Origin of the sequence: Actinocatenispora rupis (assembly GCF_016861975.1) — a bacterium.
Taxonomy (GTDB): Bacteria; Actinomycetota; Actinomycetes; order Mycobacteriales; family Micromonosporaceae; genus Actinocatenispora; species Actinocatenispora rupis.
This window is the reverse complement of record NZ_BOMB01000018.1, coordinates 1-13715: the sequence shown is the minus strand read 5'-3', so window position 1 is coordinate 13715 and position 13715 is coordinate 1. Positions and strand designations below refer to the sequence as shown.

16 protein-coding genes and 1 pseudogene are annotated in these 13715 nt (G+C 73.7%); 9 read left to right on the top strand and 8 right to left on the bottom strand.

The genetic code is table 11. From position 1 onward, the window contains the following. A pseudogene (locus tag Aru02nite_RS16135) lies at positions 1-291 on the top strand (hypothetical protein); the annotation flags it as partial. Here the strand turns inward: Aru02nite_RS16135 and Aru02nite_RS16130 are convergent. Both Aru02nite_RS16130 and Aru02nite_RS16125 read right to left on the bottom strand, forming a co-directional pair. After that, entirely contained in the window at positions 267-851 is a 585-nt protein-coding gene (locus tag Aru02nite_RS16130) for a TetR/AcrR family transcriptional regulator (RefSeq protein WP_203658351.1), read from the bottom strand. The pseudogene Aru02nite_RS16135 and the gene Aru02nite_RS16130 sit on opposite strands and share 25 nt — an antisense overlap. Next, on the bottom strand, positions 851-1225 hold the full coding sequence (locus Aru02nite_RS16125; RefSeq protein ID WP_203658350.1) for a winged helix-turn-helix transcriptional regulator: 375 nt from the start codon (positions 1223-1225) through the stop codon (positions 851-853). The genes Aru02nite_RS16130 and Aru02nite_RS16125 overlap by 1 nt, the downstream gene beginning before the upstream one ends. A gap of 271 nt (positions 1226-1496) precedes the next feature. On the opposite strand from Aru02nite_RS16125, the gene Aru02nite_RS16120 reads away from it, so the two are divergent. After that, positions 1497-1865, top strand: coding sequence for a DoxX family protein (locus tag Aru02nite_RS16120; protein WP_203658349.1), 369 nt, complete (start codon positions 1497-1499; stop codon positions 1863-1865). Positions 1866-1874: 9 nt separating this feature from the next. Here the strand turns inward: Aru02nite_RS16120 and Aru02nite_RS16115 are convergent, their stop codons facing one another. The 3 genes from Aru02nite_RS16115 to Aru02nite_RS16105 all read right to left on the bottom strand — a co-directional run bounded on the left by Aru02nite_RS16115 (position 1875) and on the right by Aru02nite_RS16105 (position 4748). Next, on the bottom strand, positions 1875-2828 hold the full coding sequence (locus Aru02nite_RS16115; protein WP_203658348.1) for an MBL fold metallo-hydrolase: 954 nt from the start codon (positions 2826-2828) through the stop codon (positions 1875-1877). After that, positions 2812-3396, bottom strand: coding sequence for a winged helix-turn-helix domain-containing protein (locus tag Aru02nite_RS16110; protein WP_203658347.1), 585 nt, complete (start codon positions 3394-3396; stop codon positions 2812-2814). The genes Aru02nite_RS16115 and Aru02nite_RS16110 overlap by 17 nt, the downstream gene beginning before the upstream one ends. Before the next feature lie 164 nt (positions 3397-3560). Beyond that, on the bottom strand, positions 3561-4748 hold the full coding sequence (locus Aru02nite_RS16105) for an ROK family transcriptional regulator (RefSeq protein ID WP_203658346.1): 1188 nt from the start codon (positions 4746-4748) through the stop codon (positions 3561-3563). A gap of 146 nt (positions 4749-4894) precedes the next feature. Here Aru02nite_RS16105 and Aru02nite_RS16100 point away from each other — a divergent pair, with 146 nt between their 5' ends. Continuing rightward, the gene (locus Aru02nite_RS16100; RefSeq protein WP_203658345.1) at positions 4895-6016 is read left to right on the top strand and encodes a hypothetical protein; all 1122 of its coding nucleotides are present in this window, start codon (positions 4895-4897) and stop codon (positions 6014-6016) included. Then, a complete protein-coding gene (locus Aru02nite_RS16095; protein ID WP_203658344.1) occupies positions 6013-6759 on the top strand; it encodes an SDR family oxidoreductase in 747 nt (248 codons plus the stop codon). The genes Aru02nite_RS16100 and Aru02nite_RS16095 overlap by 4 nt, the downstream gene beginning before the upstream one ends. 6 nt (positions 6760-6765) lie before the next feature. Here the strand turns inward: Aru02nite_RS16095 and Aru02nite_RS16090 are convergent, their stop codons facing one another. Then, positions 6766-7206, bottom strand: a complete 441-nt coding sequence (locus Aru02nite_RS16090; protein WP_203658343.1) for a YybH family protein — start codon at positions 7204-7206, stop codon at positions 6766-6768. A gap of 541 nt (positions 7207-7747) precedes the next feature. Here Aru02nite_RS16090 and sigJ point away from each other — a divergent pair. Then, complete coding sequence (gene sigJ, locus Aru02nite_RS16085; protein ID WP_239076725.1) at positions 7748-8671, top strand: RNA polymerase sigma factor SigJ; 924 nt, start codon at positions 7748-7750, stop codon at positions 8669-8671. Between the two features lie 183 nt (positions 8672-8854). On the opposite strand, the gene Aru02nite_RS16080 is transcribed toward sigJ, so the two are convergent. Continuing rightward, positions 8855-9646: an inositol monophosphatase family protein gene (locus tag Aru02nite_RS16080; protein WP_203658342.1), complete on the bottom strand. Its 792-nt coding sequence runs from the start codon at positions 9644-9646 to the stop codon at positions 8855-8857. Positions 9647-9711: 65 nt separating this feature from the next. Between Aru02nite_RS16080 and Aru02nite_RS16075 the strand changes: the two genes are divergently transcribed. The 3 genes from Aru02nite_RS16075 to Aru02nite_RS16065 all read left to right on the top strand — a co-directional run bounded on the left by Aru02nite_RS16075 (position 9712) and on the right by Aru02nite_RS16065 (position 11256). Beyond that, positions 9712-10230, top strand: a complete 519-nt coding sequence (locus Aru02nite_RS16075) for an HIT family protein (protein WP_203658341.1) — start codon at positions 9712-9714, stop codon at positions 10228-10230. Between the two features lie 109 nt (positions 10231-10339). Then, positions 10340-10816 (top strand): SAM-dependent methyltransferase, encoded by a 477-nt coding sequence (locus tag Aru02nite_RS16070; RefSeq protein ID WP_239076724.1) that lies wholly within the window; start codon positions 10340-10342, stop codon positions 10814-10816. Between the two features lie 167 nt (positions 10817-10983). After that, the gene (locus Aru02nite_RS16065) at positions 10984-11256 is read left to right on the top strand and encodes a hypothetical protein (RefSeq protein WP_203658340.1); all 273 of its coding nucleotides are present in this window, start codon (positions 10984-10986) and stop codon (positions 11254-11256) included. 421 nt (positions 11257-11677) lie between these two features. Here Aru02nite_RS16065 and Aru02nite_RS16060 read toward each other — a convergent pair whose 3' ends face one another. Beyond that, positions 11678-12298, bottom strand: coding sequence for a TetR/AcrR family transcriptional regulator (locus Aru02nite_RS16060; RefSeq protein WP_203658339.1), 621 nt, complete (start codon positions 12296-12298; stop codon positions 11678-11680). Positions 12299-12422: 124 nt separating this feature from the next. Here Aru02nite_RS16060 and Aru02nite_RS16055 point away from each other — a divergent pair, with 124 nt between their 5' ends. Next, positions 12423-13346 (top strand): NADP-dependent oxidoreductase, encoded by a 924-nt coding sequence (locus Aru02nite_RS16055; RefSeq protein ID WP_203658338.1) that lies wholly within the window; start codon positions 12423-12425, stop codon positions 13344-13346. Positions 13347-13715 lie beyond the last annotated feature (369 nt).

Below are 13715 nucleotides of genomic sequence, written 5' to 3'. Positions count from 1 at the left end.
GGCCACATCCGCCGGTACTCCTCCGGCCACTCCGAAGCCATCGTCACCGAGTCCCAGTCCGCCGCCCGTACGTTCGTGGCGCGGGTCGACGCGGCCGCCGTCCTCGTCAACGCGTCGACCTGGTTCGTCGACGGCGCGGAGTTCGGGTTCGGCGCGGAGATCGGCATCTCCACGCAGAAGCTGCACGCCCGCGGCCCGATGGGACTGCCGGAACTGACCAGCACCAAGTACGTCGTCACGGGGCCGGCCACGTGCGCTGACGTACGTCAGGGCGACAGGGTGCGCAGGTAGTCGTCGAGGAGGGCGACCTGCCGGCGGGCCGGGAACGCGGCCGGGTCGAACAGCGCCTGAACGACGAGGCCGAGCACGAACGACTCGGCGCCGGCGGCGATGTCCGCCGGGTCGCCGGCGCGGATCTCGCCGCGTTCCTGGGCGGCGGCCACCAGATCGCGCAGCTTGTCGCGACTCCGGCCGTACCGGCGGGCGTGGTCGCGGCTGAGTCCGGGGTCGGCGAGCGCGGGATCCCAGGAGGAGACCCAGATCCGGTTGCTCGTCGCCGCCTCGGTGGTGAGCGGCAGTACGGCGAGCAGGGTGCCGCGCAACGCGTCCGACCCGTCCGCGGCGACCTCGCGGGGACGGTCGGCGGTGCGCTGTTCGAGCAGGTCGAGCGCGTGCGCGACGAGGTCGCGCTTGGTCGGGAAGTAGTGCGTCAGCAGGCCGGTGGTGGCGCCCAGTTCGGCGGCGACCGCACGCAGCGTCAGGCCACCGAACCCGTGCGCGTCGAGTACCCGCCAGACCGCCTCGGACGCCTCGCGGCGCCGGGCGTCGTGGTCGCCCTTGGTCCGGGCCATCAGGCGCTCCCCTTCCTGCGGTGGGCGTCGATCTGTTCGTGGTTGGCCATCGCCCACTCGGCGAGCGCCATCACCAGCGGCACCAGCGACCGACCCAACTCCGTCACCTCGTACTCGACGCGCGGCGGCACCTCCGCGTACGCGGTGCGCGTGACGAGCCCGTCCTCGACGAGGTGTTTGAGGGTCAGGGTGAGCATCCGTTGCGAGATGCCGGCGATGGCCTTCTCCAGCTCACCGAAGCGCATCGGCCCGCCGCGCAGGGTGCCGACCACCAGCAGGCTCCACTTGTCGCCGATCCGGTCGAGTACCTCCCGGACCGCGCCGCCGTCGCGGATCCGCGGCGGTCCGGCCGCCTTCCGCGTGACCTTGGCCATACCCGAGGCCCCTTTCCTGGACACATACACCGGTGTGCCTTTTGCAGCCGCCCCCGTACGCACAGACCATCAGGCTACGCACGACGAGTAAGAGGTCCTCACAGGAAGGCGTCGGATGGCTGGTGAGGCTCAGGGCGGGGCTGCCAAGGCGGAGGTGCAGTCGCATACCGGTGTTGTATGCGACTGTGCCGACAACGTCGGCAGCGTCGTCCTGAGTCCGCCAGGCGCCGACAGTCCTTTCTGTGAGGACCTCTCAGGATCGGAGAGTTCGGTGGACATCGCACTGTGGATCGTGCAGGGCCTGCTCGCGCTGGTCTATCTCGCCGCGGGCGGGCTCAAGCTCGTACGGTCACGCGAACGGCTCGTCGCGTCCGGGCACCTGGACTGGATGCGGGACGCGTCGGACGCCGCGGTGAAGGCGGTTGGCCTGGTCGAGGTACTCGGCGCGCTGGGCCTGGTTCTGCCGTGGCTGACCGGGATCGCGCCGGCGCTCACCCCGACGGCCGCGGTCGGTCTCGTCGTCGTCCAGCTCGGCGCGCTCCGCGTGCACCTGGTCCGCGGCGAGCGGAAACCGTTGCCCGCCAACGTACTCCTGCTGGTACTCGCCGCCGTCGTCGCGGTCGGCCGCCTCCTCGGCTGAGCGCGGGCGTCAGCGCCGGAACACCGTGCGCAGCACCTGGTGCAGGTTCCCCCGGAACAGCAGCCGGCGCATGTCGGCCGGGCGCGGCTCGTGGTAGATGATGAAGTCGTCGTACCGGTGGACGCCGCGCCGGTCGGCGACCGACTCCGCCGCGTCCCGGATCGCGACCAGGTCCGCGACCGACAGCTGCGGTACGTGCTCGCGCGGCTGGTACGCGGCGCCGATCGGGTAGTCGCGGCCGGGCCGGTCGGTCATCTCCACGTGGCAGCCGAGTACGTGCGTGACCGGGTGCGTGGTGACGAACGCGACCATTCGGTCCAGCGACGCACGGAACGCCGGGAAGTCCGCCGCGTACAACCGGCCCGGCAGTACGGTGTCGCCGGTGAGCAGGAAGCCGGTCCACGGGTCGTACACGGTGATCGCCGACTCGTGGTGGCCGGGCGAGGCGAGCACGTCGAGCACCCGACCACCCAGGTCGTACGTGACGGCGTGCGCCGGCCAGCCGTCACCGAACCCGTAGAACGCGCGCACCGCGTCCACGTCGGTACCCACGATCGTGGTCGCCGGCCGGTCGGCGAACTGAGCGTCGCCGGCGACGTGGTCGTGGTGCGCGTGCGTGTGCGCGACGACCAGCTCGTACCCGGTACGCGGGTGCGCGGCCAGCCACTCCTCCACCAGCCCGTCCACCGTGGTACGCAAGGGAAAGAGGTCCGGCTCGGCGGTCGCGCCGCTGTCCAGCAGCACTGCCCGGTCGTTGCCGAACAGCAGGAAGAGGAACGGCGCCTCGTAGTTGACCGCCTTGCTCTGCCGCAGGACCACCGTGTGCTCGTCGTACCGGTGGACCTGGATCCTCGGCTCGGTGGCACGGGCGGAGCGGGTGCCGTGAATCCACCGCACGTCGAGCGAACCCGGGACGGGCGCGGCGGTCGCGAAGTCGATCAGGCCGTCAGTGCTCGGAGCCATCGTCGTCCTTGAGGTCGAGGTCGGCCATCGGGGTGGCCGCCATGAAGTACCGGACGCGGCGCTGTCCGGGCTGGAGCCGGTGACCGGCGGCCTCGGCCCTGGCGACGTACGGCGCCAGCAGCTCCGTCCACTTGTCCTCCAGCTCGGCGGCGTCGGCGGCGGACATCGGGACCACGGCGGTCACGATGCCCGGCCGGTGCGCCCAGTCGGCCGGCTCGTCGTCGCGGCGGTCGGCGTGGTCCAGGATGGCCCGCACCTCCCGCTCCACCACGATGCGTTCGAGCTGCCGGCCGGCGGCCGCGTCGCTGTCCGCGGTGACCCGAACCGTCGGCGCCGGGGTGGGGATCCGCCACCGCCGTTCGCGCCGGTCGTCGCCGGGCCCGGCGTCCTCGACGAACCCGTACCGGGCGAGCTGGCGCAGATGGAACGAACAGTTCGCCTGCGGTACGTCGAGGAGCCGGCCGCAGCGGGCCGCCGTCGCCGGGCCGATCGCGCCCAGCAGGTCGAGCAGGTCCAACCGCAACGGGTGGGCCAGTGCCCGGATCGCCTTCGGTGCGCCGATCTCCATGTGTCAAAGATAATTTTGGGATGTCGAGGTGTCAAGAAAAGCTTTGACTTCTCGCCCGGCGCCGGCACGCCGTCCCGGACCTGTTCCGCCACGCGTGCGTCGCTGATGACCCGTCGCGACGGCAACCAGGCGGCAGATCGGTTGGCGCGCAAGGGAACGCGCGGCTAGCGGTTGGCCCAGTCGGTGAGCCCGGCGTCGGTCAGGAACGCGTCGAACGCCACGTCGGCGGCGCCCAGGATCGACGCCCGGTCCCCCAGCACCGCGGTACGCAGCGGCGGCGGTGCCGCGCGCCGGAACGCCATCAGCCCGGACGTGTAGCTCGCGGTCAGGGCGGGTTCGGCGAGCCTCCGGACCGGCCCCGCGAGCCCACCGAGTACGACACTGTCCGGGTCGAGCGCGTTGACGAGTCCGGCGATGCCGCGGCCGAGCGCGGTGGCGCAGCGTTCCACGGCGGCCGCCGCGTCCGGATCCCCCGCCGCCAATCCGATCGTGGTACCCGCGTAGCTGCGTGGATCGCGCGGTGGCGGGTCGCCGCGGTACCGGGCCATGGCACGTCCGTCGACGTCGAGATCCCAGCAACCGTACGCGCCGCACGGGCAGGCGAGCGCCGGGTCACCGAACGGCAGGTGCCCGAACTCGCCGCCGGCACCCGTCGCACCGGTGACGGGCGCGCCTTCGTCGACGAGGATGCCGCCCACGCCGACCTCCACCGTCAGGTACAAGGTGGTGCGGGAGCCGTGGCGGCGTGCCTCGGCGACACCGGCGAGGGTGGCGTCGTTGCCGACCAGCATCGGCAGCCGCGTACGGCGGGGTTGCAGGGCGTCGAGGTCGATGTCGTACCAGTTCAGGGTGCTGGCCTGGACGAACCGGCCGTGGCTGATCGTGCCGGCCGCCGCGATCGAGACGGCACGCAGCCGGTGCCGGTAGCGGCGGCGGATCCGGTCGAGCGAGGTCCGCAGCCGCCCGAGCAACCAGCCCGGGTCGTCGCCCGGGTGGCGGTCCCGTTCGGTACGGACGACCGTGCCGGCCAGGTCGACGACGGCGACCTCGTAGTCCTCGTGGCGGATGTCGACCGCGACGACGACGGGACCGGCGGGGTGCGCGCCCAGCGCGGTGGTCGGCCGGCCGCGGCCGGTGGGCGTCACCGGCGACTCCTCGACGAGGTCCAGGTCCCGGAGCCGAGCGGCGATGTCGGTCGCCGAACCGCTGCTGAGCCGCAACGCCCGCGCCGCCGCCGTACGGGTGATGCCCGGTTCGCGGCGTACCAGTCGCAACAGGTCGAGAGCGCCACGCCAGCGCGCCGACTGTCCCCGTCGCGGTGGCGTACCGGACGGGCCGATGCCAGGTGACATGGCGCCCCTCCCCGATTATGCTCGTAGGACGAGTTTAATCTACCCGCGAGGCTGGTGCAGGTGCTGTCGGTACGAAACGGCGTCGACGCGTTCGCCCGGGCGGGCACGGCGCCCACCCGCACAGCGGGCGTACCCGGGCGGACGGCGTGACGACGGCGACCACCCGGCGCGCGCCCACGACCGCGGAGCTACCGGTCGGGGTGGCGCAGGCGAGCCTGGGTTTCCTGCTCGCCAGCCTCGGCCCGTACGTGCTGGTGCTGGCCGACGAGCTGCACCGACCGCGGCAGGAACTCGGCTGGCTGTCGTCCACGTTCGGTGGCGGGCTCGTCCTCGTCGCCGTGGCGGGGCTGCTGACGCACGGCCGCCACCCCTACCGCGTACTGCGCGCGGCCAGCGCGGCGCTCGCCGTCGGCGCCACCTGCGCGGCACTGGCGGGTTCGGTGCCGCTCGCCGCGGTCGGCGCGTTGCTGATCGGCGTCGGCGGTGCCGGGATCGTACTGGCCACACCGGCTCTGCTGCGCGGTTCCGGGGCGGCGGCGCGGCTCGCCCGGGTCACGGGCGCGTCGAGCGCCGCCGGGATCGCCGCCCCCGTACTGGTGGCCGCGGTGGAGCGGGGCGGACCGCACGGCGGGCTGGCGCTGCTCGTACCGGTGCCGTTCCTGGTACTGGTGGCGGTGTGGCCGGTCGCGCGAAGGTCCGCGCCGGTCGAGGCGCCGCCACGGTCGGCCCGTCCGCAGCGCCGGCAGGTCGCGGCACGCTGGTGGTGCATCGTGCTGGCCGTGTCGGCCGAGTTCTGTTTCACGATCTGGGGTGCGGCGCGGTTGCAGGACACCGGCGTGTCCGCGGCGACCGCGGCGGCGCTGAGCGTCGCGTTCCCGGCCGGGATGGCCGCCGGCCGCCTCGCCGCGTCGCGCCTCGCCCGGTCCCCGCACACCGTGGCGGCCGCGTGCCTGACCGCGGGCACCGGTACCGCGATGGTGTGCCTGCCCCAGGCCGTACTCGCGGTCGCGGCCGGGCTGGCGCTCGCCGGGCTCGGCATCGCGGTGTTGTACCCGGTGAGTCTGGCCCGGTTGACCGAAACGCCGCAGCTGTCCGCCGGCCGGTCCGCCGCGCTCGGCGCCCTCGGCTCCGGTACCGCGGTCGTCACCGCGCCGCTCGTGCTCGCCGTCGTCGGCGCCGCGGTGAGCCTGCGCGTCGGCTTCGTGCTCCCCGCCGTACTGCTGGCGGTCCTGCTGGTGCTGTCCCGTCGAACGAGGAGAATCGCATGAACTCACCGGGCGTCGCCCTCGTCACCGGCGCGTCGCGCGGGCTCGGCGCGACCATCGCCCGCCGGCTCGCCGCCGACGGGTGGCCGGTCGCCGTCAACTACCGCTCCGGCGCCGACCTCGCCGACGGCGTCGTCGCCGACATCCGGCGCGCATCCGGTACGGCGGAGGCGTTCGCGGCGGACGTCACCGACGAGGCGTCCGTCGCCGACCTGATGGACCGCGTCACCGACCGGCTCGGCCCCGTCACCGTACTGGTCGCCAACGCGACCGGGCCGCAGCCGGCCGTACCGGTGGAGAGCCTGGACTGGCAGGACCACCTCGACCAGTTGCGTTTCTTCGTCAAGAGCCCCACCCTGCTGGTACGCGCGGCGCTGCCCGGGATGACGCGGCTCGGCTTCGGCCGCGTCATCCAGATCGGCTCGGACATGTTCGAGCGCGCCCTGCCCGGCATGTCCGCGTACGTGGCGGCCAAGGGCGCGCAGCTCGGCCTGACCCGGTCCTGGGCCCGCGAACTGGGCCCGGCCGGCATCACCGTCAACCTGGTCGCCCCGGGCTGGATCCCCGTCGAACGGCACGCCGGCACGCCCGACGAGGACCTCGCCCGCTACCGCGCCGACGTACCGATGGGCCGGCTCGGTACGCCGGACGACGTCGCCGCGGCCGTGTCGTACCTCGCGTCGGGCGAGGCCGGATTCGTGACAGGGCAACGGATCACGGTCAACGGCGGCCACACCATCGACTGACCGGGGTCAGGCCGGCTGGTCCTTGTCCGCCGGGATCCACGCCCGGAGGCTCGCCGGGTCGATCGGCACCGAGATGTGTTCGTGCGTGACCAGCCACGCGCCGTTCGACCGCTGGTACCAACTGGTCTCGCGGACCCAGATCGCCGACTGCAGCCCGCCCTTCCGCGTACCGGAGTCGAGGTGGAGCATGCTCGCGACGGCGAGGTCGCCGTGCACCGCGACGGTCAGGTCGTGCGTGTCCAGGCTGATGAGCCCCTCGTACCCGGCGAACCAGCGCAGGAAGTTGGCGCGCACCTCCGCCGTACCGGTGAACCGCAGCGGGGGCACGACGTCGAAGTAGACGATGCCGGGCGAGTAGTACGACATGAGCCGGTCGATGTCCTTCGCCTGCGCGGCCTCGCACCGGCGCCGGATCAGGTCGCGGACCTCGGATTCGTTGGTGTCCACGGGTTTCTCCATTCAGGGGTACGTGCCGCACCGCGGTCCGGTACGGCAACTGTCCGGTCGGCCACGTCGACGATGCGGCCCGCCGGAATGTCAGGCGGCACGGCCGGACTTCAACGCCGCCGCCACCTCGACGACCCGCCGTGCCTGGTACCGCGCCGCGTCCCGGCTCACGTCACCGGCCACATGCGAGGCACCGTCGGGGTTCCCGGCCCGGGACGGGACCGGCGTAACCGGGCAGGATGTGGCGCCGGCTGACGGCGACGTGCACGGTCGTCCTCCGGTACTGCTCGGTTCCCGTTGCCCGGGTACGACGAGGGACGCCGCCCGGATGTGAGGCGACCGCGCGGATTCCGGCCTCGCAACCGGAACGAATCCCCGGGCCGGTGTGAGGTGCCCGTCGCATCGGGGTCGGATCGGCCGGACAATGCACCGGAGGTCGGACGAGCACCGGAGGTCGGGCACGGCGCCGCGCACGACCTCACGGATCGGCGCGCTACCTCGTCGGGCCGGTCAGGACCGACAAGGCAGGAGCGACGACACCATGACCAGCACATCCCGACCGGACGGCGGCCCACTCGACCCGGGGCTGCGCGAGATCATGGCCGAGCGACGCCACCTGACGAACCTCGCGTACCGGATGCTGGGGTCGCTGGCCGAGGCCGAGGACGTCGTCCAGGAGACGTACGCGCGCTGGTACGCCATGTCCGCGGAGCGGCGGGACGCCGTCACGAACCCCGCCGCGTGGCTGACGAAGGTCGCCAGCCGCATCTGCCTCGACGTACTCGGCTCCGCGCGGGCGCGGCGCGAAAGGTACACGGGCGCCTGGATCCCCGAGCCGCTGCCGGCGCGTGGCGAGTGGCCCGGCGGCTCCCCGGACGGCGCGGACCCGGCCGACCGCATCACGCTCGACGAGTCCGTCACCATGGCGTTCCTCGTCGTACTCGACGCCATGACGCCGGCCGAACGCGTCGCGTTCATCCTGCACGACGTCTTCCGCTACCCGTTCGCCGAGATCGCCGACATCGTCGGCCGTACTCCGGCGGCCTGCCGGCAACTGGCCACCTCGGCCCGCCGCCGCATCGACGCCGCGCGGACACCCGCGACCCCGACCGCGCAGCAGGCCCGCCTCGTCCGGGACTTCAAGCAGGCGTGGGAGGCCGGGGACATCGCCACGCTCGTCGGCCTGCTCGATCCCGGCGCCACCGCGGTCGGTGACGGCGGCGGCGTCGTCACGGCCACCCTCCACCCGGTCCAGGGCGCCGAGCAGATCGCGCGCTTCTTCGCCGAACGCACGCGCCCCGGTGCGCTCGCCATCCGGGAGTGCACCGTCAACGGGCAGCCCGGTCTCGCGGCCCGGCTCGACGGCGCCACCGTCGCGGTGTACGCGTTCGACGTCCGCGACGGCCGTATCGGCCGGATCTGGGCGGTGCTCAACCCCGCCAAGCTCCGACCCTGGACGCCCTGAGGGTCGCGGTGGCCGCCGGGTCCGTCGGGTACCACGCCGGCCACGGTCCGGTTGGCAGTCTCCGCCACCCACTCGTCGTGCAGCTGGTACGCGGAGGTCATGGGCACCGGGCACGGGCCTGTCACGGAGGGCGGCGGGGCGCGTCCGGTACCGACTGCCGAGACCGTCGCCCGACCACGGCGGTCACGGGTAGTGCAGGGCCGTACGGAGCTGGTCGTGCAGGGCGGCGTTGGAGTAGAGGCCGCCGCCGCGGTCGCTCGCGTGCCCGCCGGTACGGTCGGTGAAGCGACCGCCCGCCTCCTCGACGAGGAGTATCCAGGGGGCGTGGTCCCACGTGTGGTAGCGCTCGGCGAGGAACGCGTCGATCTCGCCGCGGACGAGTTCGACCAGCGGGAGCGGGCTCACCGGTGTGCACGCCGCCGCCGGTGGGAACCGTGCCCTGGACGCGTCGTCCAGCGCGTCGAAGACGGCGTCGGCGAACGTCGCGGTCGTACTGACGGCCAACCGGCGCGCGCTGTCGTCCCGCGGCCAGGCGGACTCGAACGCACCGCCGCCCCGCGCCGCCCACCAGCACCGGCGCAGCGCCGGCGCGACGACGACCGCGACCTCCGTGGTTCCCCGTACATCAAGGGCGATCTGGATCCGCCAGTTCGGGTCACCGCGGCTGAAGTAGCCGGTGCCGTCGATGGGGTCGAGGATCCAGACCCGGTCGGACCCGCCGGACGCACCGAACTCCTCGCCAAGGTACGCGTCGCCGGGGCGCGCCGCGGACAGCGTCTCCCGGAGCAGGCGCTCGACCGCCCGGTCGGCCTCGGTCACCGGGCTGCCGTCGGCCTTCGGCGTCGCCGTCACACCCGCTGCGTGGTGCGCGAGCGCGAGTTCCGCCGCCCGGTCGGCCGCGTCGAGCGCGACCCGGAGGTCGTCCATCCTGTCCCCCGCGTACTCCCCCGTCACCGCACCTCGCGAGATCCCCACCGACGCGACCGGGTGGCCGCTCCCGCCCCGGCATCGCGGACAGCCCCGAGATCGTAGCGGACCGGATGCCCACGGCCGCAAGGGTTTCCGGCGTGTACGGCGAGGCGCGCGTCGCCACGCCGACGACCCGCCGCGGTGCGGGTACCGTCGTGCCGGCGGGAGGTGGTGTCGTGTTCAACCATGAGCCGGACGGCTACCGGTGCCCGTTCTGCCGCGTGCTCGCCGGGATCGACGACGAGGCGAACACGCAGCGGGACATCGTGCTGCGCACCGCGGACGCGGCGGCGCTCATCGCGCCGCGGTGGTGGCCGAACAACCACGGGCACGTGCTGGTGGTTCCGACCGCGCACCACGAGAACCTCTACGACCTGCCCGACCGGTACGGGCACGCGGTGCACGACGTCGTCCGCCGGGTGGCGGTCGCGATGCGCGACAGCTACGGCTGCGACGGCGTCTCGACCCGCCAGCACAACGAGCCGGCCGGCGACCAGGACGTGTGGCACCACCACGTGCACGTCTTCCCGCGGTACGTCGGCGACGACCTCCACGGCAGCACGCCGTACGAGCGGTTCGTCCCCGGGTGAGCGGCGGTGGCCGTACGCGGAAAGGCTTCGGGCCGCGCTCGGCGCCGGGTGGTGAGCGCCACCCGGCGATACACCCCGGCGGGGCCACCGGCGCCGATAGCCTGCCGAGGTGACCGAGTCGCAGCGCATCGACCTCAGCTCCGTCGCCCGCGTCGTCGGCGTCCGACCCGAGATGTACGAGGACAACTGGTACGACGTGCAGGCCGTGATCCGGCTGGACGACCGCTTCGACCCGTCGGCGCTGCAGGGGCTGGAGGAGTTCACGCACCTGGAGATCGTGTTCCAGTTCGACCGGCTGGACGAGAAGGACGCGCAGAGCCAGCCGCGCCCGCCCCGCAAGAGCCCGGACGGCCCGCTGCTGGGCGTGTTCGCGCACCGCGGACCGTTCCGGCCCAACCGGCTCGGCGTCTCCGTGTGCCGGCTGCTCGCCGTCGACGGCCGCGATCTGCACGTGGCCGACCTGGACGCGCTGGACGGCACGCCGGTGTTGGACATCAAGCCGTACCTGATCGAGTTCGCGCCGACCGACACCGTACGCCAGCCCGCCTGGGCCACCCGCCTCATGGACGGCTACTACAAGCCCTGACGGCGTGTCGTACCCGGTGGCCACGATCCCGGCCGTACCGGCGAACGAGGCCGGGTGCAGGGACATGGGGTTGGCACCGCGCTGCGGCCGGCGCGCGAGGAGGACGTGCCCGTGCGCCGCGAGCCTCTGGTACCACGACCACCGGGCGGAGCGAGGCCGTCGCGCGGGTGTGGCACGACGGGTATCTCGGGCACGTACCGGACGCGCCGCATGCACACCGCGGGCTGGCCGACTTCCGGCTGCGGGTGCCGCTGCGCGTCGGTCGGACGACGGTCGCGGCCGACGGCCTGCGGCTGACCGGGTTCGCCGTCCTGCACGACGACGAGATCGAGCGGATGTACTGCACCGGCGCGCGCGGCACCGGTGTGGCGGACGCGCTGCCGCGGCACGGCAAGCACATGGTCGCCCCGTGGTACGAGCACGTGGTCGCCGCGCGGTGACGGACCGCGTGGCTCGCCGTCGCCGTCGGCGACGCCCGGACCGTTCGACGAGCGCAAACGATGGCACGACGCGGCCCCGCTCCACCACGCCGCCGAGACCGCGACTGGCACGTTCCCGGTCGGCTGCCGATGGTACGAGAAGGCGCTTTCGCTTGCGCCGTAAGGCGATCGGCAGGCCGACGCACTTGGCCGACCGCGCCGGTTCCGGCGGCGCGGTCAGTCGGCGAACGAGCGCCGGGCGCGGCGCCGAGCGGTGCGGTCAGCGGACGAACGAGCGCCGGGCACGGCGCCGAGCAGCGTGGTCGTTGGCAGACGTGCGCCGGGCGGCGTGGTCATTCGGCGGACGAGTGGCGGGCACGGCGCCGGGCGGCGCGGTCAGCGGGCAGACGAGCGCCGGACCACGGCGGTTCCGGAGGCGCGGTCAGTCGGCGGACGTGCGGCGGGCACGGCGCCGGGGCGTACGGTCGTCCGGCGGGGGTGCGCCGGTGGCCAGGGTGTGCAGGCCGGTGCGGATCCGTGGTCGGGTCATGCCGGGCACGGTGTGCAGGTAGTCGAGTACGTCCGCGCGCAGCGCGGTGAACACCGCGTGCGCGAGGTAGTCGGCGTCGCGGTGCGGGTCGACGGCGGCGAGGCGGCGGCCGAGTTCCGCGATCCAGAACCGGCTGGCCGCGTTGGTGTAGTACGCGTCCGGCCCGAGGTACTCGAAGGCTCGGATGAGCACCCGGTTGCGGTACACGAAGTCCAGCAACGCGTCGAGGTACGCGGTGAGCGCGGCGGCGGGCGGCGCGCCGGGGCCGAGCGGGGGCGGGCCGTCGGTCACGGCGTCGCGCAGGGCGGCGGCGCGCGGTTCGAGGATGTGCTGGATCAGACCGGACCGGTCGCCGAAGTGGCGGAACACGGCGGCCTTGCTGACGCCGGCGGACCGTGCGATCTCTTGGACGGACACGGTGGTGGCGTCGGCGCGGTCGAACAGGTCGGCCGCGGCGGCGAGGATCGCGGCCCGGTTGCGTACCGCGTCCGCGCGTTCCTGTCTGGTTGGCATCGTGCTCCCCGCCTTGCTATCCGAACCGTCGGTTCGTATCCTAGCCGCGACGAAACGAACCAGCGGTTCGAAATGACCGGGACTCCCGGGACCGCCCGCCGCGCAACGAGAACGGTGGGTCGCGATGCCCGACGAGTACCAGGTGATGGCCTTTGCCCGTTACGGCGGCCCGGACGTGCTCCGCGTCGCCACGAGGACGGCAAACGCACCGGGCCCCGGGCAGGTGCGCCTCCGGGTACGCGCCGCGGGCGTGAACCCGCTCGACCGGAAACTGCGGGCCGGCGCGCTCGCGGAGTGGCTGCCCGTCGAGCTGCCGTACGTGCCCGGCACGGACGTCGCCGGCGTGGTCGACGCCCTCGGTGCGGGGGTCGACGGAATCCGAGTCGGGGACGAGGTGTTCGGCAAGGCGCAGTCCGGAAGCTATGCGCAGCAAGCGATCGCGCGCGCCGAGCGGATCGCCGCCAAGCCCGCCGACCTGTCCTGGGAGGTGGCCGCCGCGCTGCCGGTCGCCGCGACCACCGCGCGCCACGCGCTCGCCGCCGTCGCGGTCACCGCGGGCGAGACGCTCGTCATCGACGGCGCCGCCGGCGGAGTCGGCACCCTCGCCGTACAGCTGGCGCGACGGGCCGGCGTCCGGGTCATCGGTACCGCCAGCGAACCGAACCACGCGCACCTGCGTTCCCTTGGCGCGCAACCGATCCGGTACGGCCACGGACTTGCCCGGCGCGTCGCCGCGCTCGCGCCCCAGGGCGTGGACGCCGCGCTGGACGCCGCCGGCCACGGCTCGCTGCCCGATCTCATCGGCCTCGTCGGCCGGGCCGACCGGGTCGTCAGCCTCGCCGACACCACCGCGCAACAGCTCGGCGCCCGGTTCCTGTCCGACGAACCCGACGACCTCCCCGCCGTACTCGCGGACGTCGCCGCGCTGGCCGCCGCCGGCGAGGTACGGCTGCCGGTCACCACGTACCGGCTGGTCGACGCCGCGGTCGCACACGCGGACGGCGAGACCGGCCACGCCCGCGGCAAGCTCGTCCTCCTCGCCGACTAGCGCCGGCGCGGCCACCCGCAACACCCCGGTCGACGCAACCGCCGATCGCGCCGCTTCGGTTGCTACCAAAGGGATCGCGGGTCGCGATGGGGTGACACGGCGCCGTGGCCCCGCTGCGCACCGAAACGCAGCTGCGTCACGGGGCCGGCGAAGAGTCCGACGTGCCGGTCCGCAGGGGTCAGAAGCGGTTTCCGAACATCCTCCTCATCGCGGATCGTTTCCGGGCCACGCCCGTGCAGGCGCGGCGACGAGCGTCAGCGGGCGGACGTGCCTCCGCAGGTGATGGCGACGGCGACGGCGACGGCGACGGCGACGGCGACGGCGACGGCGACGGCGACGGCGACGGCGACGGCGACGGCGACGGCGACG

Bases quoted from the DNA above. Each gene is read 5' to 3' on its own strand.
- Aru02nite_RS16130 (WP_203658351.1), bottom strand. From the start codon at position 851: ATGGCCCGGACCAAGGGCGACCACGACGCCCGGCGCCGCGAGGCGTCC.
- Aru02nite_RS16125 (WP_203658350.1), bottom strand. From the start codon at position 1,225: ATGGCCAAGGTCACGCGGAAGGCGGCCGGACCGCCGCGGATCCGCGAC.
- Aru02nite_RS16115 (WP_203658348.1), bottom strand. From the start codon at position 2,828: ATGGCTCCGAGCACTGACGGCCTGATCGACTTCGCGACCGCCGCGCCC.
- Aru02nite_RS16110 (WP_203658347.1), bottom strand. From the start codon at position 3,396: ATGGAGATCGGCGCACCGAAGGCGATCCGGGCACTGGCCCACCCGTTG.
- Aru02nite_RS16105 (WP_203658346.1), bottom strand. From the start codon at position 4,748: ATGTCACCTGGCATCGGCCCGTCCGGTACGCCACCGCGACGGGGACAG.
- Aru02nite_RS16095 (WP_203658344.1), top strand. From the start codon at position 6,013: ATGAACTCACCGGGCGTCGCCCTCGTCACCGGCGCGTCGCGCGGGCTC.
- sigJ (WP_239076725.1), top strand. From the start codon at position 7,748: ATGACCAGCACATCCCGACCGGACGGCGGCCCACTCGACCCGGGGCTG.
- Aru02nite_RS16075 (WP_203658341.1), top strand. From the start codon at position 9,712: ATGCCCACGGCCGCAAGGGTTTCCGGCGTGTACGGCGAGGCGCGCGTC.
- Aru02nite_RS16060 (WP_203658339.1), bottom strand. From the start codon at position 12,298: ATGCCAACCAGACAGGAACGCGCGGACGCGGTACGCAACCGGGCCGCG.
- Aru02nite_RS16055 (WP_203658338.1), top strand. From the start codon at position 12,423: ATGCCCGACGAGTACCAGGTGATGGCCTTTGCCCGTTACGGCGGCCCG.